This window comes from Bacillus sp. 11C (assembly GCF_055486375.1).
Genome location: NZ_JBUPVZ010000009.1, coordinates 171503 through 196068, shown reverse-complemented (window position 1 = coordinate 196068; position 24566 = coordinate 171503). Strand labels below are relative to the sequence as shown.

General features: G+C 46.6%; 21 protein-coding genes and 1 pseudogene. 6 read left to right on the top strand and 16 right to left on the bottom strand.

The window, feature by feature from the left end; all coding sequences use genetic code 11:
- Window positions 1-24 precede the first annotated feature (24 nt).
- Together ACY3LV_RS14390 and ACY3LV_RS14385 are read left to right on the top strand one after the other, a co-directional pair.
- A complete protein-coding gene (locus ACY3LV_RS14390) occupies window positions 25-741 on the top strand; it encodes a YjjG family noncanonical pyrimidine nucleotidase (protein WP_333561845.1) in 717 nt (238 codons plus the stop codon).
- Window positions 742-843: 102 nt separating this feature from the next.
- A complete protein-coding gene (locus tag ACY3LV_RS14385) occupies window positions 844-2073 on the top strand; it encodes an MFS transporter (RefSeq protein ID WP_148963574.1) in 1230 nt (409 codons plus the stop codon).
- Window positions 2074-2099: 26 nt separating this feature from the next.
- Here the strand turns inward: ACY3LV_RS14385 and ACY3LV_RS14380 are convergent, their stop codons facing one another.
- From ACY3LV_RS14380 to ACY3LV_RS14350, 7 genes are all read right to left on the bottom strand, one after another.
- Window positions 2100-3035 carry a hypothetical protein gene (locus ACY3LV_RS14380; protein WP_333561844.1) on the bottom strand — a complete coding sequence of 312 codons (936 nt, stop codon included), beginning with the start codon at window positions 3033-3035 and terminating at the stop codon, window positions 2100-2102.
- Between the two features lie 14 nt (window positions 3036-3049).
- Window positions 3050-4213 carry a glycosyltransferase family 2 protein gene (locus tag ACY3LV_RS14375; RefSeq protein ID WP_333518725.1) on the bottom strand — a complete coding sequence of 388 codons (1164 nt, stop codon included), beginning with the start codon at window positions 4211-4213 and terminating at the stop codon, window positions 3050-3052.
- Between the two features lie 28 nt (window positions 4214-4241).
- Window positions 4242-5153 (bottom strand): putative nucleotide-diphospho-sugar transferase, encoded by a 912-nt coding sequence (locus ACY3LV_RS14370; RefSeq protein WP_333561853.1) that lies wholly within the window; start codon window positions 5151-5153, stop codon window positions 4242-4244.
- A gap of 23 nt (window positions 5154-5176) precedes the next feature.
- Window positions 5177-6145 carry a GDP-mannose 4,6-dehydratase gene (locus ACY3LV_RS14365; protein ID WP_148963571.1) on the bottom strand — a complete coding sequence of 323 codons (969 nt, stop codon included), beginning with the start codon at window positions 6143-6145 and terminating at the stop codon, window positions 5177-5179.
- A gap of 6 nt (window positions 6146-6151) precedes the next feature.
- Window positions 6152-6916 carry a glucose-1-phosphate cytidylyltransferase gene (locus tag ACY3LV_RS14360; protein ID WP_464864023.1) on the bottom strand — a complete coding sequence of 255 codons (765 nt, stop codon included), beginning with the start codon at window positions 6914-6916 and terminating at the stop codon, window positions 6152-6154.
- 235 nt (window positions 6917-7151) lie between these two features.
- Entirely contained in the window at window positions 7152-9071 is a 1920-nt protein-coding gene (ltaS1, locus tag ACY3LV_RS14355) for a lipoteichoic acid synthase LtaS1 (protein ID WP_087992506.1), read from the bottom strand.
- A gap of 429 nt (window positions 9072-9500) precedes the next feature.
- Window positions 9501-12689, bottom strand: coding sequence for a bifunctional cytochrome P450/NADPH--P450 reductase (locus tag ACY3LV_RS14350; protein WP_464864022.1), 3189 nt, complete (start codon window positions 12687-12689; stop codon window positions 9501-9503).
- A 149-nt stretch (window positions 12690-12838) separates the two neighbouring features.
- Between ACY3LV_RS14350 and ACY3LV_RS14345 the strand changes: the two genes are divergently transcribed.
- Entirely contained in the window at window positions 12839-13909 is a 1071-nt protein-coding gene (locus tag ACY3LV_RS14345) for a DUF3900 domain-containing protein (RefSeq protein WP_148963567.1), read from the top strand.
- A gap of 154 nt (window positions 13910-14063) precedes the next feature.
- On the opposite strand, the gene ACY3LV_RS14340 is transcribed toward ACY3LV_RS14345, so the two are convergent.
- Together ACY3LV_RS14340 and ACY3LV_RS14335 are read right to left on the bottom strand one after the other, a co-directional pair.
- Window positions 14064-14414 (bottom strand): hypothetical protein, encoded by a 351-nt coding sequence (locus ACY3LV_RS14340; protein ID WP_148963566.1) that lies wholly within the window; start codon window positions 14412-14414, stop codon window positions 14064-14066.
- Between the two features lie 94 nt (window positions 14415-14508).
- The gene (locus ACY3LV_RS14335; RefSeq protein WP_464864021.1) at window positions 14509-15618 is read right to left on the bottom strand and encodes an FAD-dependent oxidoreductase; all 1110 of its coding nucleotides are present in this window, start codon (window positions 15616-15618) and stop codon (window positions 14509-14511) included.
- A gap of 161 nt (window positions 15619-15779) precedes the next feature.
- On the opposite strand from ACY3LV_RS14335, the gene yetL reads away from it, so the two are divergent.
- Entirely contained in the window at window positions 15780-16283 is a 504-nt protein-coding gene (gene yetL, locus ACY3LV_RS14330; protein WP_333561839.1) for a transcriptional regulator YetL, read from the top strand.
- A gap of 23 nt (window positions 16284-16306) precedes the next feature.
- Here the strand turns inward: yetL and ACY3LV_RS14325 are convergent.
- The 3 genes and pseudogenes from ACY3LV_RS14325 to ACY3LV_RS14315 all read right to left on the bottom strand — a co-directional run bounded on the left by ACY3LV_RS14325 (window position 16307) and on the right by ACY3LV_RS14315 (window position 19118).
- A pseudogene (locus ACY3LV_RS14325) lies at window positions 16307-17297 on the bottom strand (DMT family transporter).
- A complete protein-coding gene (locus ACY3LV_RS14320) occupies window positions 17297-17941 on the bottom strand; it encodes a Bax inhibitor-1/YccA family protein (protein WP_087992502.1) in 645 nt (214 codons plus the stop codon). The pseudogene ACY3LV_RS14325 and the gene ACY3LV_RS14320 overlap by 1 nt, the downstream one beginning before the upstream one ends.
- 304 nt (window positions 17942-18245) lie before the next feature.
- On the bottom strand, window positions 18246-19118 hold the full coding sequence (locus ACY3LV_RS14315; RefSeq protein WP_148963562.1) for an STAS domain-containing protein: 873 nt from the start codon (window positions 19116-19118) through the stop codon (window positions 18246-18248).
- Between the two features lie 196 nt (window positions 19119-19314).
- On the opposite strand from ACY3LV_RS14315, the gene ACY3LV_RS14310 reads away from it, so the two are divergent.
- Together ACY3LV_RS14310 and hmoA are read left to right on the top strand one after the other, a co-directional pair.
- Window positions 19315-19821, top strand: a complete 507-nt coding sequence (locus ACY3LV_RS14310; RefSeq protein WP_148963561.1) for a hypothetical protein — start codon at window positions 19315-19317, stop codon at window positions 19819-19821.
- Between the two features lie 315 nt (window positions 19822-20136).
- Window positions 20137-20460 carry a heme-degrading oxygenase HmoA gene (gene hmoA, locus ACY3LV_RS14305; protein ID WP_148963560.1) on the top strand — a complete coding sequence of 108 codons (324 nt, stop codon included), beginning with the start codon at window positions 20137-20139 and terminating at the stop codon, window positions 20458-20460.
- A 39-nt stretch (window positions 20461-20499) separates the two neighbouring features.
- Here the strand turns inward: hmoA and ACY3LV_RS14300 are convergent, their stop codons facing one another.
- The 4 genes from ACY3LV_RS14300 to ACY3LV_RS14285 form a co-directional block, all read right to left on the bottom strand.
- Entirely contained in the window at window positions 20500-21195 is a 696-nt protein-coding gene (locus ACY3LV_RS14300; RefSeq protein ID WP_333561835.1) for a DUF421 domain-containing protein, read from the bottom strand.
- A gap of 114 nt (window positions 21196-21309) precedes the next feature.
- Window positions 21310-22650, bottom strand: a complete 1341-nt coding sequence (lplD, locus tag ACY3LV_RS14295; protein WP_333561834.1) for an alpha-galacturonidase LplD — start codon at window positions 22648-22650, stop codon at window positions 21310-21312.
- Window positions 22651-22658: 8 nt separating this feature from the next.
- Window positions 22659-23546, bottom strand: coding sequence for a carbohydrate ABC transporter permease (locus tag ACY3LV_RS14290; protein WP_464864020.1), 888 nt, complete (start codon window positions 23544-23546; stop codon window positions 22659-22661).
- A gap of 13 nt (window positions 23547-23559) precedes the next feature.
- The gene (locus ACY3LV_RS14285) at window positions 23560-24516 is read right to left on the bottom strand and encodes an ABC transporter permease (protein WP_014479122.1); all 957 of its coding nucleotides are present in this window, start codon (window positions 24514-24516) and stop codon (window positions 23560-23562) included.
- Window positions 24517-24566 lie beyond the last annotated feature (50 nt).

Below are 24566 nucleotides of genomic sequence, written 5' to 3'. Positions count from 1 at the left end.
ATATGCAGAAAGGGAGACAAACCGATGAAACAATACCGCACTTTATTATTTGATGTAGATGATACCATCCTTGATTTTAGAGCGGCAGAAGCATTAGCGCTGCGTTTGCTGTTTGAAGATCAGAATATTCCTTTAACAGATGAAATGAAGACACAGTATAAAACAATCAATCAAGGTCTCTGGAGAGCCTTTGAAGAAGGAAAAATGACACGGGATGAAGTCGTGAACACCCGTTTTGCCGCTTTGTTCAAGGAATACAGTTATGAGGCGGACGGCGCCTTGCTTGAGCAAAAATACCGTAGCTTTCTTGAAGAAGGGCATCAGCTTGTTGACGGCGCCTATGATCTCATCTCAAACCTGCAGCATCAGTTTGATTTATATATCGTGACAAACGGCGTGTCTAAGACGCAGTACAAGCGTCTCCGTGATTCAGGATTATTTCCGTTTTTCAAAGATATTTTCGTATCTGAAGACACAGGCTACCAAAAGCCAATGAAGGAATATTTCGATTACGTGTTTGAACGGATTCCCTCATTTTCAGCAGAGCACGCATTAATTATCGGTGATTCGCTGACTGCCGATATCAAAGGCGGACAGCTCGCCGGGCTTGATACTTGCTGGATTAACCCTGACATGAAGCCGAATAAGTCAGAAACAGTGCCAACTTATGAGATTCGTAAGCTTGAAGAGCTGTATCACATTTTGCATATCAAAAATAACGTCAGCTGCTCATTAAGCTGATGTTTTTCTTTTTAGAAGAGTCTGTTTACCTCTTGATAAATTCTTCACCTTATGAATAATATGGTGGTATGCTTTGGTTATATATGTAAGGAGGAGACTCAATTGGCTATCGCCGCCCCGTTAAAAGAAAAAACCGTTCAAAAACCAGGCACCACGGTGTATCCGATTTTGGTGATCATTGGAATCTGCCATATGCTCAACGATTCGCTGCAAGCCGTGATTCCGGCTATGTTCCCTATTTTGGAACGCTCCATGAGCCTGACGTTTACACAGCTCGGCATCATCGCTTTCACATTAAACATGGTGTCATCTGTGATGCAGCCTGTCGTCGGCTGGTATACCGATAAACGGCCGCTGCCTTACGCGCTGCCAATCGGCCTGACCGCCAGCATGCTCGGCATTTTGGGCCTTGCATTTGCCCCCTCATTCATAACGATCTTATGCTGTGTGTTTTTCATCGGATTAGGCTCGGCCATTTTCCATCCGGAAGGCTCCCGTGTGGCGTATATGGCCGCCGGCACAAAACGCGGGCTCGCCCAATCGATCTATCAGGTAGGCGGAAACTCGGGCCAGGCGATGGCGCCTCTGATCACCGCGCTGATTCTTGTGCCGCTCGGACAATTCGGCGCCGTTTGGTTCACGCTTGTGGCCGCGCTCGCTGTTATGTTTCTGCTGTATATTGCGAAATGGTACGCCGCACGTCTCGGAAGCCTTGCCCAAAAGTCAGGCAAACAAAGGAAAACAGCTGAAAACACGGCTATTACCAAGTCTGTCATTTCTGCTCTTATCATGATTATCTTTCTCATTTTTGCGCGTTCTTGGTATATGAGTGCGATCGGCAACTTTTACACGTTTTACGCGATCGATACATATCACGTAAGCATTCAGCAGGCGCAGAGTTATATTTTTGTCTTTTTGCTGTTCGGCGCTATCGGCACGTTTGTCGGCGGCCCGCTCGCAGATCGTTTCGGAAAACGCTTCGTGATCCTCTGTTCGCTTCTGTGCTCGGCGCCGCTGGCGATTTTTCTTCCATTTGCAGGACCTGTGCTCGCCTATGGCGTGCTCGCATTGATCGGCTTAGTGCTGATGTCGAGCTTTTCAGTAACGGTTGTCTACGCACAGGAGCTAGTTCCCGGAAAAATCGGCACAATGTCCGGTTTGACTGTCGGGCTCGCCTTCGGGATGGGCGCGATTGGCGCTGTAGCGCTGGGCGCTCTGATTGACGCCGCGGGACTGACCCCGACGATGATTGCCACCGCCTTTCTCCCTATGCTCGGCATCCTAGCCTTCCTATTGCCAAGCGATCAGAAGCTGAGAGAATGGCATCACTAAAGAAACCCTGCCGCTGGGCAGGGTTTTTAATCTAGCTGTAAAAAATGAGTATCCGGCACCGCGTGCTTCGGAATAAAACCGTCCGCAAAGTCCGGGAACGCGGCCTGTATTTCGTCGATCCATCTTTTCAGGTTTAACACATACGGCATATAAATCATTTCAATTGCCGCTTCGTCTTCAATCCGATAATACCAGCAAAGATTAAACTCTTTTTCCGTCACCAATGTAAACCCGGAGAAATGATAGAACACCAGCGGCGTTTCATCGACATACACGCGGCCGTCCTTTTGCCCGACCTTATAGTTTTCGATATTCCAAAGCGCTGTATTGGCCCCGATTGATTTGACAACATGCACATCCTTATACTGCGACGGCCACTTCTCCACATACCTTTGGTCACCGTATGTCTTGCGTTCCGTATTCATTTCTACTGTACAAAATGCAATGCAGTCCTGTCTCCACTGCCACACCGCTTCATATGCTTCTTTCGTATTCGCGGCACCGACAAAGCCTGTGTTAAAGCGGCCGGTCCGCTCATAGTAGGACATGAACCGCGGCGAGTTCCGGTGATCAGTCAAATATAGAGAAGCCGCTGGGTTTTCGGCAAAAATACATGCTGGATCAGAAAAGAAAAACAGATCGGTATCCATATGGGCAAAGTATTCCGCATCATCCCATTTGCTCATAACATGGAACAAAAAAGCGGGTTTTAATGTCCAGCAATATTCGTGAAACGTTCGATTGCTTTTCGCTTTCAGCAGCTCCGGGTCTTCCATTTCATGCAGCTGCACAAAGGTCACATGCTCCCATGGCACGTGCTGAAGCAACTCATACGCTTTTTGATCGACACACAGCACATACAAATGAAAATCATCGCAATGCTCATGGAGCGAATGAATCATCGGCATGAGCTTAAAGATATGCGTCCTTGACACTATTGTTGAAAAATGAAATGTACTCACCATACCACATCCAATTATCTAAGATCCACGTGCAGCAAATCGTTGACAAGCGCATACAGCGCGTTGGCGAAATCATTTACGCCAAGCTTTTTCTTCGCTTTTGGCAGAAGCTTACGGACAGTTTGTAAATCAAAGTTTTTCGCCGTCACCCTAGGGGCTTTCTTTTGCCAATCCGGATCAATGTTGCGTTCTTTGACAACATGAAGCAGCTCAAGAAACAGACTCAGCAACATGTCGTATTTGCGAGCTTCCAAAAGCTTTTGAATATCAGCCATGATGCCGTTCGTCATGTCAGGCGGGAACGGCCCGTTAAAAGCGAGATGAACGTCTAAGGAGCGGATGTTGTTGTATTTATCGCACATGTAGGCAATATTTGCCCGAATATCGTCTACCGACTTACAATTGCTCGGGTGCTCTTGATGAACACTGACAATATCGCGATGCAGCCTGAACGTCAGTCCGGCCTGATGAAGCCTGATTCCGAGGTCATAATCCTCAAATCCGTACCGTACAATGCCTTCATCAAATAAACCGAGGTCAGTCACATGCTTGCGTTTGACAGAGGAATTATTCGTGATAAAAAAGCGCCATGGCATATGGTAGCCTTTCAGGTCATCGCCGTACTCATCTAAAATCCGCTTGAGCACGTCAATAAAGTCGGTATCAAGGTCGAAGCTTTTGTCCAGAAAGCTTCCGTTTTTGATGTCCTCTTCCTTCAACAGCTTTTGTTTGTCTTTCTTCGGCATTTCGTCTACGAGCTTTGCGAGCTGTTTCTTATGTTCAGCTTCAAAGCGTTCATAATAAAAACTGTAGATCCGTTTCCAAAACAAACCGCACACCACAAGATTCTCTTCGTTCTCATGGGCTTTAATATGCTTTGCCACAAGATCCTTTGCCGCAAGCATATCGCTGTCATGAAAAATCAGGATATCTCCTCTGGCATTGCGAAGCGCTTGATTTCGTCCGTACGCAATGCCCCTGTTTTCTTTAATCCGTGTAAAGATCAGCGGAAAATCTGCTTGAAATGTCTCAAGCATCGGGAGCGTCCCGTCCTCAGAGCCATTGTCTGCTACAATGACTTCAAATTCTTCATCGCACTCCTGCTGGTTTAATGACAGAAGGCTGTTATAGAGGCGCTCCTTTGAATTATATGCAGGAATAATAACGCTTGCTTTCACTTCATTTTCACTTCCTGTATTTAATCATTTATTTGTTATCATCTTTTGAAGCAAAACCGTCAAATTCAGGGTCTAACGTATTGATGTGCTGAATGATATGCGGCAGTGTTTCTTGATACAGCTCATGCACAAACGGCAGGTCTGTGCGTGTTGTTTCATGAATCTGTTTGATTTCATTGATGCTGACGATTCGGTATCCGCTGAAATGGTAAAAAATCAGCGGGCTGCCATCCTCCAGCACGATCCGTCCATCCTCCCAGGAAAACGTATGCTGCCCGTAGTTCCAGTGGCCGACGTTGACACCGGGTGTCGTGATGTCACATACGTTCGAAAACAGCCCAGACATATAATCCAAATAGCCTTGATCACCGAATTTCCCTTCACCCGGGGCATTTTTGCACTCCTCAAGACAGCGTTCCTTCCACCATTCCAAGCAGTCCGTGCCGTCATCATCACGCTTGAAGCTGATAAAGCCGGAGTTATATCTGCCTAAAAGGCGCTGCAGCATGACAATCTGCTCTTTTTCGAAGGAAGGGATGACGATATCACCCCGTGAAAGCAGCACCGAGCAGTCCGGCTGGTTTTCAAAAATCGGCGATGGATCGGCATAGAAAAAGAGATCCCCGTCAATATACGTCACACGCTCCAGCTCGGGATTGCTGTTCAGCACAGCTTGCAGGAAGATCGGCTTCATCGTCCAGCAGTACTCGCTTTGATCTCTTGTTTCCTTGAGCTTCAGAAGCCGTTCATTTTCGAGCGCGGCCACTGGCACAAGGTTCAGCTGCTTCATCTTCAGTTTCTGTAAGACACGGTGCGTATCTTCATCCATGCATAGTGTAAATATAGGGCTGTTTGGATCAACTTGTTCCAACGACTTAAATAAGGCGACTGCCTGATATAATCTCCCTTTTGATAAAACGGTGCAATATGCGCTGGTCACAGTCATGTTCACCTCGTTTCATATTACTTTTTGAAGAATTCTGTATACCACTCAATCGTTTTTTCAAGTCCCTCATCAATGGTGTAGACCGGTGTCCAATGCAGCAGCTTTCTCGCTTTTTCCGCGGATAAATATTGATGTTTGATTTCATTACTTCCCTGATTCAGCACCTTTGGCTTCAGGCTGCTGCTCATTTTCTTCAATATTTTTTCAACCAGTTCAAGTACGGTCAGCTGAATCTCATTGCTGAAGTTAAAGGCCTCTCCGGCAAGATTGTTTTCTTCCATTTTTTCTGCCAGAAGCAAATAAGCCTGAACGGCATCTTCGATATAAAAGTAGTCGCGGACAAATGTGCCGTCGCTGCGGATTTCCGGCGCTTCCCCGTTCAGCACAAGCTGAATCGTTTGCGGAATGATGCGGTTGAAGTTCAAATCTCCGCCGCCGTACAGGTTTCCGCAGCGCGTGATGCAGACCGGAACCCCGTATGTGTGATAATACGTGTGGCTGATCAGATCTGCGCAGCTTTTCGAGACGTCGTACGGATGTTTGCCTTGCAGCGGCATATTTTCATCGTACGGAAGGTTCTCTTGGTCGCCGTAAGCTTTATCACTTGAAGCGACAATGACCCGCTTGATTAATGGGTGCTTCCGGCAGGCTTCGAGAACATTCCACGTACCAAGGATATTCGCTTCAAACGTGGAAATCGGGTTGCGGTTTGCCACGCCGACAATCGCTTGTGCGGCGAGGTGAAAGACTGTGTCAATTTCATACTCGCCAAGCGCGCGTTCAATCACAGGCAAGTCTTCAAGAGAGCCCCGCACGATGTTCATTTTCTTGATATGTTCTCCCTGATAAAGATTGGATTGCGGCACATGATCTCTGACAAGCCCCGTCACGTTGGCGCCCTGTTCGATCAATTCTTTCACCAAATAGCTTCCTAAAAGACCTGTACACCCCGTGACAAATACGTTTTTATTTTTCCAGAAACTCAAATCAGTTCACCATACCTTCCATACTTGTTGTCCTTGATCCCACAGTTTGTTGACTTCTAAGAGATTTTTATACGTATCGATGGCCGTCCAAAATCCGTAATGGCGGTACACGGCAAGTTCTCCGTCTTTGGCAAGGTTCTTCAGCGGTTCATCTTCGAACATCATGTTCCCGTCCTTCGGCAAATAATCGAAAACCTTGGGACTGAGAACAAAAAATCCGCCGTTGATGATTCCGTCACTCGATGTTTTCTCAGAAAATGTTTTCGCCATGCCGTCTTCAACCGTCAAGGTGCCGAACTGCGAGACTTTGTCAATGCCGGTGACAGTCGCGGCAGCACCTTTTGCCTGATGATAGCTGATGAGATGGAAAAGATTGATATTGGCCAGCCCGTCCCCATAGGTGAGCAGAAACGTTTCATCGCCGATATAGTCTTTTGCCTGCAAAATTCTTCCGGCTGTCAGCGTGTCTTCCCCTGTCTCCAAAAACGTAATTTTCCACGTTTCAGGCTGCCCCAGCATCTGCACCTCTCCCGTAGAGCTGTCGAGAGTCAGGCTGTTGTGCTTCCATTCATAATTGAGAAAGTATTCTTTGATTTTTTCTCCTTTATAGCCCAAAAGCAGAATAAACTCGTTTACTCCGTAGTACTGATAGATTTTCATAATATGCCATAGAATCGGTTTGCCGCCTATCATGGCGAGCGGTTTAGGAATGTCGTTCGTGACTTCACTCATTCTCGTTCCTTTTCCGCCGCAGAGAATGACCGCTTTCATCTCTACCCCTCATCTCTATGAATATTGAGTTCGAAACCTGGTAATCTTTACAATCTACCAAGGCGTTTCCCCGATAATTTGTCCACTTCAATACCGGTTTCAAATTCTACTGTAATGATATGAGAGAAAGCCGGCCTTGGTGACCAAATGGAATCTATTTTTTTCAAGTTGGTTATGTAACCAAAAAAAGAGCCTTGAACGAAGGCAATGTGCCCGCTCAAGGCTCTTTCTCGTCTTATTTGATTTCTTTTTCCTTGCCGTAATGATAGTCAGATGGATCAACGGCTTTGAAATCACTCAGTTTGTGGAATCTCAGCAAGTCTTTGTACAGGACACTGTCTGAAAGGCTCAGCTGCTGGCTCACTCTTGTTTTCAGATTCTTCGTTTCTTCATTCGCTTCCAGTTTTTCACCTGTCTTCGTATCGTAAATGATATTGTCGACTGATGTGTACTTCGGCGTCACGAAGTCGCCGTTTCTGAACGCCACTGTATCATCGTGGTCTTTAGACAATAAATCAGTGCCGAAGTTGATATATTTCTGCGAATCAATACCTTGCAAGTGCAGAAGTGTCGGCATAACGTCAATTTCGCCGCCATACGTATGGTTCACTCCGCCTTTTTTGCCAGGCACGCGGATCATCAGAGGCACGCGCTGGTTCTGCGCGTTTTGGTAATCTGTAATTTCTTTTCCGAGAATCTCTTTCATCGCGCGGTTATGGTTTTCAGAAATACCGTTATGGTCACCGTAAAGCATAATGACTGAATTGTCATAAAGGCCGGCTTCCTTCAGTTCCTTGAAGAATTGCTCAAGCGACTCGTCAAGGTAACGGGCTGTCTGGAAGTAATTATCAACTGTTTTATCACCCGTTGTCGCTTTCTTAATGGTTGCATCTTTTTCATCCAGGTTAAACGGATAATGGTGTGTCAACGTAATCAAATGCGCGTAAAACGGCTGTTTAAGAGATTCAAGTTTTGGAATCGATTCTGTAAAGAACGGCTTATCCTTGAGTCCCATATTCACGAGGTTTTCTTCAGACATGTCATAACTGCTTGCGTCGAAGAACTCGTCATACCCAATATGTTTATAAACCTGGTCACGGTTCCAGAATGATTTGTAGTCACCATGCATAACAGCGCTTGTGTAGCCTTCCTTCTGGTCTAAAATCGCCGGAAGCGACTGGTATGTGTTTTCGCCCTTCGTCACAAACGCGGAGCCTTCAGGAAGGCCGAAGATGGAGTTGTCCATTGTCAGCTCGGCATCGGATGTTTTTCCCTGGCCGGTCTGATGGAAAAAGTTATCAAAATACATCATATCTTCTGCGCCGTGTGCGAGTTTATTTAAGAAAGGCGTCACCTCTTCACCGTTCAGCTTATAATCAATCAGGAATGTCTGGAAGCTTTCCAGGTGAATCTTAATAATGTTTTTGCCTTTGGCAGAACCGAAGTACTCGGCATTCGGTTTCGCATAATGAGACGTCGTGTAATTCTCGACACTTGTTAAATCATCGCTGCTCGCGTAGGCTCTTTGCGATTCCGTTTGAGCCGTCTGCACACCGTCATAAATGGTGTAATTGTAAAGACCTAAATATTTCACGATATAATTGCGGTCAAACGTTCTTGTCAGCAGCTGCGGGCGGTCTTTTTCCGCATAGTGCAGGTTGATGAAAAACAGTGCGACCCCGGAAAGGATCACCAAAGACGCAAAGCGTTTTTTCATTTTGTATTCTTTTAATTCAGGTCTCCAGATCAATACCGCAATCAAAATCATAATATCTAAGAAATAGAAAATATCATGAGCGGCCATGATGCTGAAAATCCCGTCCCCCATGTTTCCGACGTTGCCGGACTGTTTAATGTTCGGGAACGTCAAGAAATCGTCAAAGAAACGATAGAATAAAATATTCGCGTATAACACAAATGTCATCACAAAATCGATTATCAGCATGATAATGGCTGATTTGCGCCCTTTCGCAAGCAAAGCCAGTCCTAAAAAGAAGACAGCGCTTGAGAACGGGTTAAATACCAGGAGGATCTCCTGGGTTGTGCCTTTTACCCCTAGGTTAAACTCTGCCTTGTAGGATAAATACGTTTTTGCCCAAAACAGTATAACAGCCAGCACAAAAAAGCTAAGTTTGTAAGAGAAAAGTTTCTTCATAGCAACCTCTACTTTCTTAAACACTTTAAGTCTTTATTCATATTTACCTGCTCTTTATCCTGTCTTCCAATTCCTTCTTTCCAAACAAAATCAAGGCATCACACAACAAATAAATACACCGCGGTAAGACCGGAATATTTATGTTTTGCACCATACCATTTTTATTGCACCTATTTCAGACCAACCATTGGACGAACGAAGCCTTCGTTTCGTTTCACATTTTTTCTCGGAAATAAAAAAGACTTCTTTTGCCATGTGTGCCTTTTAAAAAAGAAATAGATACCGAGTATAAGAATAACATAAACTAGCAAAAACGAAAAATAGGTCTTACGGACAGCCCGCCCTTCATACGGGCTGTGGTGATTGTATGCGCGATCACAATTTTTTTACAAGGGCGAAAAAAGACTGGATGTCTCCAGTCTTCATGATCTATATCCCTGACCAGACATCTTTAGCATACGCGCCCGTATCCTGCAGATGTTTCAGCCAGTTTTGCGATTCTTGTTCGCCGGTGCCATGAACAGCCTGATACGCTTTTTGCAGTGCGGCCTCCACATCTGGGGCCATTTTGCTGCCGTCGCCGCATACGTAGAGCCTGCCTCCGCGATCAAGAATTGAAATTAATGTTTCTGCATGATCAGCCATGAGATGCTGAACATACGTTTTCGGCATGCCTTCTTTTCTGGAAAAGGCTGTGTGGACAGTGGCGATTCCGTCTTTTTCAAACTGCTCAAGCTCATCCCGGTAAATAAAATCACGATCGTTCCTGCATCCAAAATAGAGATGAGCTTCGCCGAGCGTTTTTCCCTCTCGCTTTATAGCTGCGCGCGCTTGGAGAAAACCGCGGAATGGCGCTACCCCTGTGCCCGGACCGACCATAATGATCGGGGTTTCCGGGTCTTCCGGAAGCTGAAACCGGGATTCCGGTGTGCGGATAAACATCACGACATCATCACCCGTATGGCGCTCAGTTAAGTCATTTGAAGCCACGCCCCTGTACTCGCCAAGGCCGCTCCATGCAGGACCGCGCACAACACCGACTGTAATGGATGCTTGCTCCGGATTCACCCTTGGCGAGCTAGAAATCGAGTAATATCTTGGTTTTAATGGCCGTAAAAGCTCTAAAAATCGTTCAAACGGCATGTCGCACGCTTCATATTGTTCAAGCAGATCTAGCATGGAAATCCGTTTTTTCAATATGTGTTCCTGGTAGACACCCTCTGCCGCCAGTTCTTCCAATTCGCGTTTATGAGGCGGACAGACAGTAAACGCCGCCAGCTCCCGGATTTGCGCCCTAGTGGCGGCTTCCTGCACCTCGACGCTGTAGCTAAGAAGGTCTTGCAGGCTGACAGGTCGGCCTAAAGGCAAATGCCCCGCACTGCGCCCGCTTGCCGACAGTGTCACTTGGTCGGTTCCCTTCAGACCGAAGCGGTAAAGAATCCGGCTGACATTGGTTTGGCTGTTCCTCGGCAATACGCCAAGATGATCCCCCTCACGATATTCAACCTCCGGCGGCAATGCGATTTCGATATGGCGAGTGCTGCGATCGCTGTCCGCGGACTGGAGTTCACGATTTTCGGCGATGAATGCGTGAACCGCTTCGTACGATCGGGCCAGCGGGGACTCTCCAAGCTCTCTGACAAACTGGAGACTCAGCGTGCTTCGTTCCTTATCGGCGTTTTCATTAAGCTCCAGTCCGAATGCTTTGATGGCGTCCGCCCACATGCTTTTTTTCCACTCGTCAAGCTGCCCTTCAAAATCACCGCTTACATCACCCTCTCCGCGCGCAGAAAACCGAGTCGCGCCTTTCTCCTCAAGCTGCTCATCAATGAATCTCGGCACGGCCTGATACGTGCTCGCCCAGTTATGATCACCACAGCCAAATACCGCGTAACGGACGCCCTCAAGCTCACCCGGTTTGATTTCTTGAAGCCACTGCACAAACTGCCTCGCATTGTTTGGCGGTTTTCCGTTATAGGAAGAGGTCACAATGACTACCGCTCCATCTTTCGGGAGCTTTCCAATCTGGTCATTCAGAGGCGCCACTTCAGTTCTTACGCCGTGAAGACTGGCTGTATCGGCAAGCTCCCGGGCGACGCCTTCCGCGGTGCCGGTATCAGAGCCATACAGAACGAGAAGCGGCCGGTTGTTGAGGCCGATGACCGATGCGCCCCTTGCTTCCGCTTTCTCTTTTTTTTGCTCATCAGACGCCGCCTTGTCAGCTGCCGGGACGTCGGCATGAATGGCTTCATGGTTCCGTGTTTGAACCCTGATACGAAAATCGCCCGGCTTGAGTGTCAAGGTTTGCTTGATATCAAGCTCATAATTCTCATGATCAATCAACGTGAAATATTTTAATATCATGCCCAGCACAAGTGTGGCTTCATGAAGGGCAAACTGCATGCCGATACAGGCCCGCTGTCCATTTCCGAACGGTTTGTACGCATGATGGGGCACTTGGTCCTGCTGTTCGAACCGTTCTGGACGGAATTCCTCGGCATCCTCTCCCCAAGCGTCTCGATCTCGGTGAAGCTGCGGAATCAGCACAGAAATTCTGTCTTTCGTCGTAATCGGGTACTTTCCGCCAATGACTGTGTCTTCCTTTGGATAAAGGCTGAAAGCCGGGGCTGTTGGCCATAAACGCAAGGATTCATTTAAAATCATCCGGATGTATTTCTGCTCAAGCACTTGTTTGTAGGTCGGCGCTGCATCCGTCAGCACCCGGTCGACCTCTTCATACGCCTTTTTCAGTTTGTCGGGATGATTCAATAAAAAGTAGATCGCAAAGGATAACAGGCCGCTCGTTGTTTCGTGCCCTGCAATTAAAAACGTAATGATTTGAAAACGGATATTTTCATCGTCAAGCTTTTCTCCGGTCTCAGGGTCTTCCACCTTCAGCATGCGGGCGAGCAAATCTTTTTCATCCTGATCCCCATCCGCCTTGCGCTCCGCAATAATGCTGTCGACTAACGAAAACATCGTTTGAATATCATGATGAAATTGTCGCTTTGTCCTCACCATGAGCTTATCTTGAAAATCAAGCCGCTGCATCTGGTGCATCGCTTCATCAAGCGCGCGCGTCATGCTGTTGATAAACGGATGGGGCGTTTCTCTGTAGTAGCTGTTAAAGCGATAGTTAAATCCGCACAGCCCAATCGTGTCCAGCGTCAGCCGCGTCATATCAGCGGGGACATCGACTGCTTCATTCGGATTGAGCCTGGCCCACTTTTGGATGAGCTGAACAGCGATATCGACCATTTTTTCATGATAATCCTTCATGGCCCGCTGGCTGAACGTCGGCATCAGAATGTTGTGCGCTTTTCTCCAGTTAGGCTCATGCGTCCAGCTTGTAAACAATCCGTCACCCGAAAACGCGCGAACCTTCTCCAAGGCGCCTTCAATGCTTTTATCAAATCGCTCTTCATCACAAACCTCCTTCACCAATTCATGACCGGACACCACAATGGTCGTGCCCGCAGGTGTGTGCATTTGAAAAATTGGGCCCTGCTCTTCCGCCAGTTTGATCAGCGAAATCGTCGGTTTGTCTTTATCAATTAAAGGCAGGTTGCCAAGCGGCCCAAACGTCTTCGGCTGAGGAATCGGACTTGTTTCCTTCATCGAACCATTCCTTTCCGTATGAAATGCCTTCTATTTGACTACATTTCCCTTTCATGGTGATGATTATTCCATTCCTCTGATTGACGTATGAACATCGTTTTTTCTATACTTGAGAAGCTGTACAATACGCGAATAAGGTGAGTTCATTTATGGATTTTGAAATTCGATTTTTATCCTTTTATGTCATACAGGTGGAAGGCAAGGATGAGCAGGCGAACAAGCAGTTCAAGCACTTCCAAACCCTTGATACGGTTGAATTTGAAGAAAGCGAGCTGAAGGACTTTCTAGACGGAGAACTGAAAAAAATCGTCAAACGGAAAGCCGACCGCCATCCGCAGTCTGAGCAGGTGCCGACGAAAATCGGCCATTTTATCGTCGAACCCGGCCACGAGCTTGATTCCAACCCGAACTACAACATGTTCAACCGGGCGCGCCTGGCGGAAACAAAAGAAGACTTTAACGAGCTGAGCGAGCAGTTCGTCCGCACGTACCTCGACACGAGCGCGGTCCGCGGCGGCGTGTTCCTTGTGGCTTCGGCCGTTCCGAGAAAATACTTCGACGAGTCGTTTGTCTTTATTATGAAATGTGATTTCGAGCCGAAAGTCGCTCGCATTTCAGACGCGTCTTCTCTCATTAAAAAAGTCGAAATGGCGATTACGACAAAAAACATGAAAAGCATCCAATACCCGTACATGCCGGAGGAAGGAATGATCGAGGAAGGCGAGCTGAAAATCCACCAATCCTCGCACGCCCGCTATTTCGAGGACTTTCTCAAATTCGTCGAGTACGGCGAATCAATGCCGGAAATTATGAAAAACCAGGTCATGAACATGGTGCAGGAGCACGTCTACGAGACTTTTGAAGACAACAGCGAAGAGCTGAAGCAATTTGAACAAGACATCGAAATTTGGGAAGCAAGCGAAAAACGCGAAATCCAAGAGCGCCTCGACACCCATCAGGTCATCGAAGCCTCCGCCCAAATCATCGAGCACACACCGGAAGCCCAGCTGAAAATGAAAGTCGGAGATACCGAGATTAAGGGATTGCTAGCTGATTTTGGCGAGTCGATTCATCTCGCAAAAGTGAACGGGCGCTATGTCGCGCTGATTGAAGCCGAGACGATTTCGTTTGAGAAGGGCAGTTCCCCGGTGGAGTTTTATAAGCCTGAGGGGCTGCATGAGGTGATTGAGCGGATACGGAGGAACACAGAACAGCAATGATATAAATCTATCAAATCATTTAAAGAAAACATTTTCTATCAAAGATCTATTAAAAAAGGCCGTTAATAATATTTGTTTAATACTTTAAAAGTTAGAAATACTGAATATTTTAGTATAACGCTGCCAGCATTAAAAATGCAGGCAGCGTTATACTTTATCGTTTGACTATAAAAGCTGGGGTTTTAATGTTAAATTTTGCTCCAGAGGCTCTATCAGTGGCTATAAGTCTTACTCTGGCACTATTTTTCCCCTTTTTTAATGACTTCTGATTTTTCAACTTAAACACCTTTGCCGGCGTTGAGTGACTAAAGTAACCCTTTTTCACTTCATTTACAACCCAATCATGACCATTCCACACTTCTACTCTCATTGAGTAGTCAAATGTCGCAATTGAACCTCCACCATATGATGCTACACAATCAATAGATGTTGCCCTCTCTGAATAAGAATCGGCATCTGTACAAATTTTTAGCACATAATCTGCATAATAAGTATTACACGGCATACAAATTTCCCCTTCCTAAGATTATAATTCCACAGCACTACTAATGTATAAATAAATACTGTGTTCATCTATAAGTGGCAAACGTATGACAATTCTAATACCCTTCCCTCAACACCGCAGAGCACTCCCCAATCAACTCTTCCGCTCCCGGCTCTCCTTTCAGCCCGCGGCGGACGATTTCTGAGGATAGGTTCTGGACTTTGAGCGCTCTTGGGGCTCTTCTTTCGTAGTACGCCTGAAATGCGGTTTCGTGGTCGGCGTTGTTTTTGAGTTCTTCGGCGAGGACGATCGCATCCTCGATGGCCATTGCCGCTCCTTGTGCCAAGGTCGGCGCTCCGGCGTGGGCGGCGTCTCCTCCGATGACGACACGGCCTTTGTACCACGGGTCCTGTACTGCGACCTGCTCCAGCTTGTTAAACATAATAGGGTGCTCTTTTGACATATGCTTCGTGACAAAATCCAGCCCCGGAAAGCCAGAAAGAATCTCTCTCACTCTATCAAATCGGGTATCTTCCTTATCCCAGTAATCGCTTGCGCAAGGCTGGAGGACGAAGACATAGCCGGCGTGTTCCGCCAATGGAACGACGCCAATTTGTGTGTCTCCGTTTCTATACATGAATGTTGCGTCCTTAAATGTGTAATCGGGAAGCTCAATGTAAAAGCGCCACGCCCCCATGCCGAGGTGTTCTTTTTCTGTTTCCTTTTGCAGCATGTTGCCGCGAACAGCAGAATGAATGCCGTCAAAGCCTGCCAGAATGTCAGCCTCAATCTTTTCTCCGTCTTCACATATGGCAGTGACCGATCGAGTCGTTTCTTCATAGGCAACAACCTTTTTCCCCCACTTAATGTCTACACTCGTTGCCTTAGCATGCTTAATGAGTATGTCATTTAACGTTTTTCGCAGGATATTATTGCGTCCCGGAAGTGTGGCATCTAAAAAGGATTCACTGACTTGAAACAGCAAATTCCCGTGTGCATCAAACGTTTTAAACCATTCTGTTTGAAACCCATGCTTACAGCACTCTTCGAATACGCCCAATTCTTTCAAGACGGCCAGTGCGTTTTGCGGCTGGAGAATTCCCGCACCTGTTTTGCGGTTTTCTGAAGCAGCTTCACACAAGGTAACGGAAAACCCTGCTTTCCCGAGGGAAATTGCCGCTGACAATCCGCCGATTCCGCCTCCCGCTATCAAAATATGTTTCATATGAATAACCACCTTTTCAGCTCTATATATGTAGTTAGGCACCTAACCATATTACCTTACTATGCCCCAAGAAAATCTGTCAATCATCTCCAAGCCAAGTTGCGTTATGATTTTTCCTCCTATATAATCGTGTCACAACGAATGTACGGGAGCTTATTGTGATGGAATTAAAACATTTACCGAAATATAAGCATATAACAGAACACGCCGAGACGTATGCCCATATAGACGCCGCCTCACTTGAATTGTTTTTATCTCTTTTTGATATCTCTAAAAAAATGAATCATGTCATGGAACATTACTTCGCGGGCAGCGGGCTGTCTGAAGGAAAATTCAAAATCCTGATGCTGCTTTTTGATGCCAAGGACCACACGTTAAGTCCGACAGAGCTTGCCAAGCAATCAAACGTCACGAAAGCAACGATTACAGGCCTTCTGGACGGACTGGCAAGGGACGGGTTTGTCAGCCGCAGGCATCACACAGAGGATAAACGAAAAATCAGCATTGAACTGACAAAGGAAGGAAAAGAACGGCTGGAACAATTTCTGCCCGGCCATTTCAGCAAAATTTCCAAGGTGATGGAAAACTACAGCGACGAGGAAAAAGACATGTTTGTGAAGATGCTGGGTGATCTTTTTGAAAAACTGAGCGTGTTTAAAGACTAAAAAAACCCGTCCGACCGGACAGGCTACAGCGTCTTTTCTTTTGAAGCCGGATACGTATCCGGCTGTTTTTTCTTTATGACCGTAACAAATATGCCGCTGATGACACATACAATGCCGATCAGATGCACTAGCTCAAACGGCTCCTTCAATATCACACCTGACAAAATGACAGCGGAGACTGGAAGAACGGATGTGAAAATACCCGACACTCCCGCTGGCACCTTCGTCACTCCGCTATACCATAAGTAAAACGCCAAAACGGTGACAAAAAGCGCGTAATACAGCACATACGACCACTCCAAAACTGACGGAACGCTGAAGTCAAATGAAGAGGCCTCAACCAAAGCAAACGGGAGAAAAAACAGGAAGCCGAAGAGCGATACGAAGGTTGAAATCGCCAATGCCGAAATATGCGGAGACAGCAGCTTGGCCATCAATGTAAACAACGCTTCGCCTATGACTGCAGCAATGATCAGCATGTTGCCAAATAAGGCGTGCGGCGTCCCGTCTTGGCTCCCTGTTCCAAACAGATTAATCGCCATCACGCCGCAAACAGCCAGAAAAATGCCGATCAACGTCTTTTTCTCTATTTTTTCTCTCAGCAGGAAAAAGGATAAAATAGCGATTACCATCGGTGTTGTGCTTGTCAAAATGCCGCTTTCCGTTCCAGTCGTATATTGAACCCCATACAGCAGGCAAATACTGAACAAAAACACGCCTGTGAATGATTGCACCAGCAATACAAGCACATCTTTTTTCGTCAAAGCCGGAAACCCTTTTTCAATGCAAAACAGCAGCGTCAGCAATACGATAGCAGCCAGCAAAAAACGCAGCCCCGAGGATAGAAAGACCGGAATGCGCTCGACCATCAGCTTGCCGACGACGACAGAGCTGCCGACGATTGCCATGGCTGCTGCCAAGGAGACATAAGCGCCTAGTTGTTTTTTCATCATCACTTCACCTGCCTTTTTGATGTATGGAAAAAGCGCCAATCAATGACAGGCGCTCTCTGATTAATCGTCGCTGCTCAAAATGCCGAAGAAGCGAAGCAGGTTGATGAATAGATTGATAAAGTCAAGGTACAGCGATAATGCCATAACCGGAATTAAGTCTTCCGTAATATGGCGGTGTTTGATTTGGTTCAAATCATACAAAATGTAAAGGGAAAAGACGATGGTTCCGATCACGGAATACGCCATCATCGCCGCTGAGTTTAACGGACTGAAAATGTTGAAAATGCCGACCGCTACAAGTGCGAGCACGGCAACCAGCAGAAATGACGACAGGAAGGATAAATCCTTCTTCATTTTCGCGCCGATTGTGCCCAGAACAGCAAAAATGACAAATGTAGAACCAAAGGCTTCAAGCACGACATAGGCGCCGGCGATGGAAGCGTAGTGGCTGACGATCGGAAATAAGGTAATGCCGGAAACAAACGCGAATGTATATACAAACGCATACCCTACCGCTTTTTTTCTGCGCATCCAGAAGGCCAGAATAATCATTCCCACTTCAAGAATAGAAAGCGGCAGCATCAAAGCGGCAGGAACAAATTGGCCGATAAAAAGACCGACAGTCGCGATCAGCAGTGTGAAGACAAAGACTGTCAAAATGCGTTGCATGATCGATTGCTTACTCTCGTGAACTGTAGCTTGCATGTCAAAAATCCTCCTAAAAAATGATCTTAAAGGTCTATTATATAAAAATTGGATGAAATATGTATGTGTTTTAAGGAAAATTTAAAGAAACCAAACACCTTTACGCCAAGACTTCCTTCTTTCCTTTTCAGCGAAAAACGGTGCTTTTGATTCGAATTTAGAGAATTATGCTGTAACATTGCCAAAATCGAGCGCCTCCATCGGGCTGATGATTTTTTCACTCCTTTCGGATCAATGGTTGATTTTGAAAGCCAAAAGGCATATGATCATCCGTTGGCGGACAATCATATGCCTGAACAACTTCCTATTTGTTTTCTTCTAATTGCTCCACAATACAGCGGACGCCCATGTTTTCTAATGCCTGCTTCAGCGTGCCGTACGTTTCGTATTCACTGAAATCAAGCCCCAATTGAATCGATGTCTGGGCCACATCCGGGCGAATCCCTGAAAATACAGCTTTTACGCCTAGTAAGAAAAGTGTTTTTGACAGGTTGTACAGCTGCTGCGCCACCATGGTATCCACAATCGGAACACCCGAAAGATCAACGACAAGGCTTGTGATTTTTCTCTCGATACAGCTGACCGGCACTGTTTCTAAAATGACCTGTGCCCGTTTTGTATCAATCGAGCCGATAAGCGGCAATATCCCGATTCCATCCGCAATGGAAATCACCGGACAACCCAGCTCAGAAATCAGTTCCTGCTGAGACGTGAGCCTCAGCAGCATAAATTTTTGATACTGCTCGGAAAACTCAATAATCAGCTTATCAAACGACTGATTCACAATCCGGTTCCATCGGTCGGCATCCTGATTTGTGACGATATCCCGATTCTCTTTTATAAACGAAACGACTGCGCCCCAGAATGAGACTCTGGAGTTTGAGATGGCTTCTACAACCTCATGCACCTGAACATCTTGCTCTACCCTGTTTTTCGCAACGGTTAGCGCCCATTTTGCCAGATTTTTTTGAAACTCGGTTTGATCCTCCAAAAACGCGCTTGCGATTGTGATATTGGTAAACGTATGCTGCTCGGTTAACTGCTTTTTCATTTCTTCACTTAAATTGTCGGCGGAATATAGCTCACCTTTCAGCTGACATCGTAAACTGAACCATTTCTCAGTAATATCCGCAGTGTTGTCTATGATATATTGATATAATAATTGATCGATATTCACGGTCTGTCTCCTTTTTCATAGTAGAAGCTCTTTTATTATAAAAGTATAAATCGGAATTGTGAATGGGACTAGGGAAAAATGATATGATTCTGCTCCTGGAGAGCATTCCAGTTTTATCCATAGGCGAATGCACCAATCTAAGTCCGCATGCATAAACTGCAGATGTACAGTTTACAATGAGAAAGGACGTTATCACATGTATTATACTGATCCTTATATGTTTGCCGGGCATTTTTATGAACCTTGGCCTGTTTTTGAATATGAATACCGTTATCCAGATGGTTATCCATGGTCTGGCATTGGCGGCGGCGCTGTGCCAGGTATCGGCGGCGGCTCAGTTCCCGGCATTGGCGGCGGTGCTGTGCCAGGTATTGGCGGCGGCTCAGTTCCTGGCATTGGCGGCGGTGCTGTGCCAGGTATCGGCGGCGCGCCGCAGGGTCCCCCGCCTTCAAAAAAGCCGGCGAAACCGAAAAAGCCGCAGAGCGCTCAAGCAGGCACTTATTTAGTTGAGCCCGTTGCCATTCAGCCATGCCTCTTCCGGTTTACCTATGTTTGGTTAACGAACGGCAGCTCATTCTGGTTCTACCCAATTATCCTTGGCAGAAGATCCGTCGGCGGCTTTTATTGGGATTCTTACCGGCGGCGCTGGATTTATTTCGCCTTAGACACAAATTTGATAGATGTTGTAAGCTGCTCGTATTAGTCGAAAAATCAGCCGGTTTTGCCGGCTGATTTTTTATGTTGTTCATCTGGTAACAGGTATCGTATAACGATCTTTCAAATGAGAGGTTTCCCTATGATCCAACTGTATATGTTGAAGACCGCAGAAGACGAAGCAAATTTTGGCGGAGAAGGTTGGCTTCGATATGGCGGCGGACTACCCGATGGGACCCGATGCAAACTGGCTTGAAAGAATAGCGATGCGGCGGAGGTTCTATTCGGCCGTGCTCTTTCTTTGACATTGAGAATGAATTTCATTTACAATCATTCATATATGAGAATGATTGGAGAGAGACAGATGTTTGTTCAGTTGAGAAAAATGACGGTAAAAGAAGGCCATGCAGACAAAGTAATCGAACGTTTCAGTGCTGAAGGAATCATTGAAAAACAAGAAGGTATAATTGATGTAACAGTGCTTGAGAAAAACGTCCGCCGCGGTGATGAGGAAGTTGTTGTCATGATTCGCTGGGAATCTGAGGATCACTGGAAGCAATGGGAAAAAAGCGATGCGCATATCGCCGGCCATAAAGCGAACAAGGGCAAACCAAAGCCTGATTATCTGATCAGCACTGAAGTGAGCATGTATCATGTAAGAGCTGTTAAACAAGGGACTCATGAATAATGAAAAGAGCTTGCACGAGCTGCAAGCTCTTTTTTACGGTCATGACGAACTGCCTTCTCTATATGTGGTGACATAAAGCGGCTGGTCGGCTTGCCACTCCGCGTATAGGACGTCCTCAGCCTTTTCAACTCCTTGCTTTTGCAGCGATTGCTTCAGCCATTGTTCATCCACGCCTGCTTCCGCCAGGTTATCATACACAATCTCCCCATCAAGAATTAACGTAATCGGCAAAGACACTTCTTTTATCGGAAGGTTCATATCTTTTCTGGTCGGTTTACCGAAATCGGCTTTCGGGAGTACACTGATCATTCCGTTTGTTTCCAGAATCGCATATTCCACTTCCTGAATCGAAAAACAGCCTTCCTGCCTCAGAAGGCTTTGCAGCTGGTTAATATCGAGCTTGTTTTTCTTCAGCATCTTGTATTTCACTTTTCCTTTATGAATCACAATATTCGGTTCGCCTTCCAGAAACTTTCTGGTTCCTTTTAGTTTTTGTGTAATCAATTCAATTAAAAAGATAAGAAAGCCCCATAGGAGTGAAGCAAAAATAATTTCTTTAATCTTGATTTCATGATCATAGACGGCATTTCCGACCAGTTCCCCTAAAATTAAAGCGGAAATAAAGTCAAACGGGGTGAGTTGAGAGAATTGGGTTTTCCCAAGAAACTTCAAGATGACAAATAAAATACCGAGACCGCAAACTAATTCTATTGCTACATCTAAATAATCTCCCACTGTTGATAGCACCTACTTCTTAAAAGCTACTACCATTATAGTCAAGTGCCATCTTTCTAAACCGGAACTGCTGATTTCGATAAAAAAAGCAGCCCGTTCGCCGGCTGCCGTTTTTCACATTATTTGGTGCTTTGCCAGCATGTCATCAAAAAGCTTTTCTGCATCACTGCGGTCAATCGTGACAAGCGGATCATTGAGGAAGGCCTGGAAAGCGAGCGCGCGATCCTGTGTTAAACCGGCTTCCGCCACCGCCTCCTGATTAGATACATGCCTAGCCGCCAGCATTTCCACACCTTTTGGCAGCGCTCCAGAGAAAATCGGCTGGACGCTGTTGCGGGTAATCAAGGCGTTCGTTTCGACAATCGCCTGTAAAGGAAGATTGGAAACTTGGCCTTGATTCGGCGCATTTACATTTGTGACAAGTTCACCCAATCCGAGAAGAGCCGCTACGATGTTCACCCCTTCTTCTCCCGAGGCCTTCCCGTTAACGCCCCGTTTTTGCGCGATCAATCGTTCTGATTCTTCTCGTTTCTCCTCTCTGTCTTGTTTTCTGAATGATACAGGTGTGAGATGAAATTTCCATGACTCAGGCTGTTTGAGGTAAGGGCCGGGAAGAAATTCCGCCAGGTGCCTGTCTCCCGCAGCGGGGATGGCGCCATACGTATCAAATAAATCAAACGCCACACGGTGCGCCGAACGAAAGACGCTGTCCCTCCAGCTTTCCCCCTCCAGCTCATATCCTGATTCCCCATAATGCGCGCTGAATTCATGGAATACAGGCAGCAGGTCAATATGGCGGTAAGAGGCTTCCGTGATCCATGTGAAATGGTTAATGCCCAGGACATTGACGCGGATATCTTCACGCCGCAGCACCTCTACTCCGAGCCTTTCTTTGACCATTTCCGCCAGCAGCTTTTGCGTGCCAAATACCTCGTGGCAGCAACCAATCGCTTTGATGCCGGGAAACACTTTATACAGCACTCTTGTACAGACAGACATCGGGTTTGTATAATTTATGACCCATGATTCTGGCGCGTAGTCTCTTATTGCCCGGGCAATTTCCGCAAACATCGGAACAGCCCGCAAGCCTCTGATAATCCCGCCCGGCCCGACAGTATCTCCGACAGACTGATCAATGCCGCAGCGCTCAGGCAAGTGGACATCGATTTCCATATCATTCAGTGAACCCGGCAAAATCGAAATCATGACGATATCCGCTCCCGATAACGCCTTTTTCAAAGTAGAAACCGCTTCGTACCTCCATCTGCCGTCTTCACTGTGATTGCCGATCACTTCATTTTTCTGAGCCGCTTCAAAATCAAGGTCATAAAGCGCCACCGTGCCTGACATCCGTTCTTCAATCGACAGATCACTCATCAGGCTTCGGGCCCAGCCTTGGGATCCCCCGCCGATATAGGCGATTTTAATCTGATCTAACGTACTAATAGGAAACACTCCCTTCCTCAGCCTTTCACCGAACCGATCAGCATTCCCTTCGCAAAGTGTTTTTGTAAAAATGGATAGACCGCCAAAATCGGCAGCGTCGCAATGACAATGACCGCGAGTTTAATTCCCTGCTCCGGCGGAACGGTATTTTGCATCGTATCACCATTGGTCGCCGTTAAATCCGATAAGATCGTGACTTGGCGAAGCACCATTTGCAGCGGCCATTTTGCACTGTCATTGATATATAAGAGGACGTGGAAGAAATCATTCCAAATCCCGACCGCATAAAACAGCGCAAAAGTCGCAATAACCGGCTTTGACAGCGGCAGGGCGATCCGCCAAAAAACGCCGATTTCTGAACAGCCGTCCATTTTTGCCGATTCCTCCAGCTCGCGCGGCAGCTGCTGAAAGAAGTTTTTAATAATAATAAGGTTGAACGGATTAATCGCCATCGGCAGAATCAATGCCCAATACGTATCCAAAAGGCCAAGTGATTTCACGACAAGGTACGTCGGGATCATGCCGCCGGAAAATAGCATAGAGAAGATGACCAGGTTCAACAGCAGATTCCGTCCCTTCACATGCCGCTTCGCCAGCGGATACGCCATCGTAAAGGTGAAAAACAGCTGCACAGCCGTCCCGACCACGGTGATGAAAATGGAGACGCCCATGCTTCGGATGAACGTCGGTGTCGAAAACACATACTTGTAAGCATCAAGTGTAAAGGTTTTCGGGAAAATAAAGAAGCTGCGCTGGGCGAGTTCCGCTTCTGTCGCAAAGGAACCGGCGATAATATACAAAAACGGCAAAATGGTAATCGCGCCGACTCCGCCGAGAAACAGAAAGTTGCAGACGTCAAACACCCGTCCGGCTTTTGTGTTGTGCATCGTGTGAATGTCAGCCATACCTCTCCCTCCTCTAAAACAATCCTTCCTGATCAAACTTTTTCGCAATGTAATTGGCGCCGAAAATCAAGATAATCCCGACAACCGATTTAAACAAACCGACAGCCGTGCTGTAGCTGTACGCGCCTTGGGTAATCCCCATCATGTACACATACGTGTCAAAAATGTCAGCCACGCTCCGGTTGAGCGAGTTCGTCATCAAATACACCTGTTCAAAACCGAGATTCAAAAAGCTGCCGATTCTTAAAATTAACAGAACGATAATGGTGCTTCTGATCGCCGGTAGCGTAATATGCCACATTCTTCTGAACCGGCCCGCTCCGTCCATAATGGCGGCTTCATACTGCTCCTGATCAACCGTCGCCAGCGCGGCCAGAAATAAAATCGTACCCCAGCCTGTCTCCTTCCAGATGCTTTGCATCACAATCATCGGCCGGAACCAGTCCGCATCCGATAAGAAGGAAATCTGCTCACCTGTCAGGCTCATGATCAATTTGTTGATCACACCTGTATCGACAGTAAAGAAAACAAAGGTGATGCTGACCACAATTGTCCATGACACAAAATGGGGCACGTAAATAAAAGTTTGGATGCACCTTTTATACACGGCCTTCCTCACCTCATTCAAAAGCAAGGCCAAAATGAGAGGCGCGGGAAAAGCAAACAAAAGGTCCAGGCTCGCCAGCATGAGGGTGTTGCGCAGCAGCCGGAAAAAATCCGGATTCATAAAAAAGTCTTTGAAATAATCAAAGCCGACCCATTCGCTTTTCCAGAAGCCGAGATAAGGCGAATAGTCTTTAAATGCGATCAGCACGCCCCACATCGGCAGGTATTTGAATATCAAAAAATAAAGCAGGCCGGGAATAAGCAGAAGATAAAGCCATTTGTCCCGTTTGAGCGCAGCCATCCAGCTGATGCCTTTTCCAGCAGTGAGAACAGGTGCGTCTCCCTTCTTCGGCACAGTTTCCATATCTGTTCTCCTTCCGTGATACCGGCGCGCCCGCCGAACGGCAGGCGCAT

What these genes read in the sequence shown, in the direction of transcription:
- ACY3LV_RS14390 (WP_333561845.1), top strand. Translation starts at nt 25, where the DNA reads ATGAAACAATACCGCACTTTATTATTTGATGTAGATGATACCATCCTT.
- ACY3LV_RS14360 (WP_464864023.1), bottom strand. Translation starts at nt 6,916, where the DNA reads ATGAAAGCGGTCATTCTCTGCGGCGGAAAAGGAACGAGAATGAGTGAA.
- ltaS1 (WP_087992506.1), bottom strand. Translation starts at nt 9,071, where the DNA reads ATGAAGAAACTTTTCTCTTACAAACTTAGCTTTTTTGTGCTGGCTGTT.
- ACY3LV_RS14350 (WP_464864022.1), bottom strand. Translation starts at nt 12,689, where the DNA reads ATGAAGGAAACAAGTCCGATTCCTCAGCCGAAGACGTTTGGGCCGCTT.
- ACY3LV_RS14345 (WP_148963567.1), top strand. Translation starts at nt 12,839, where the DNA reads ATGGATTTTGAAATTCGATTTTTATCCTTTTATGTCATACAGGTGGAA.
- ACY3LV_RS14340 (WP_148963566.1), bottom strand. Translation starts at nt 14,414, where the DNA reads ATGCCGTGTAATACTTATTATGCAGATTATGTGCTAAAAATTTGTACA.
- ACY3LV_RS14335 (WP_464864021.1), bottom strand. Translation starts at nt 15,618, where the DNA reads ATGAAACATATTTTGATAGCGGGAGGCGGAATCGGCGGATTGTCAGCG.
- yetL (WP_333561839.1), top strand. Translation starts at nt 15,780, where the DNA reads ATGGAATTAAAACATTTACCGAAATATAAGCATATAACAGAACACGCC.
- ACY3LV_RS14320 (WP_087992502.1), bottom strand. Translation starts at nt 17,941, where the DNA reads ATGCAAGCTACAGTTCACGAGAGTAAGCAATCGATCATGCAACGCATT.
- ACY3LV_RS14310 (WP_148963561.1), top strand. Translation starts at nt 19,315, where the DNA reads ATGTATTATACTGATCCTTATATGTTTGCCGGGCATTTTTATGAACCT.
- hmoA (WP_148963560.1), top strand. Translation starts at nt 20,137, where the DNA reads ATGTTTGTTCAGTTGAGAAAAATGACGGTAAAAGAAGGCCATGCAGAC.
- ACY3LV_RS14290 (WP_464864020.1), bottom strand. Translation starts at nt 23,546, where the DNA reads ATGGCTGACATTCACACGATGCACAACACAAAAGCCGGACGGGTGTTT.
- ACY3LV_RS14285 (WP_014479122.1), bottom strand. Translation starts at nt 24,516, where the DNA reads ATGGAAACTGTGCCGAAGAAGGGAGACGCACCTGTTCTCACTGCTGGA.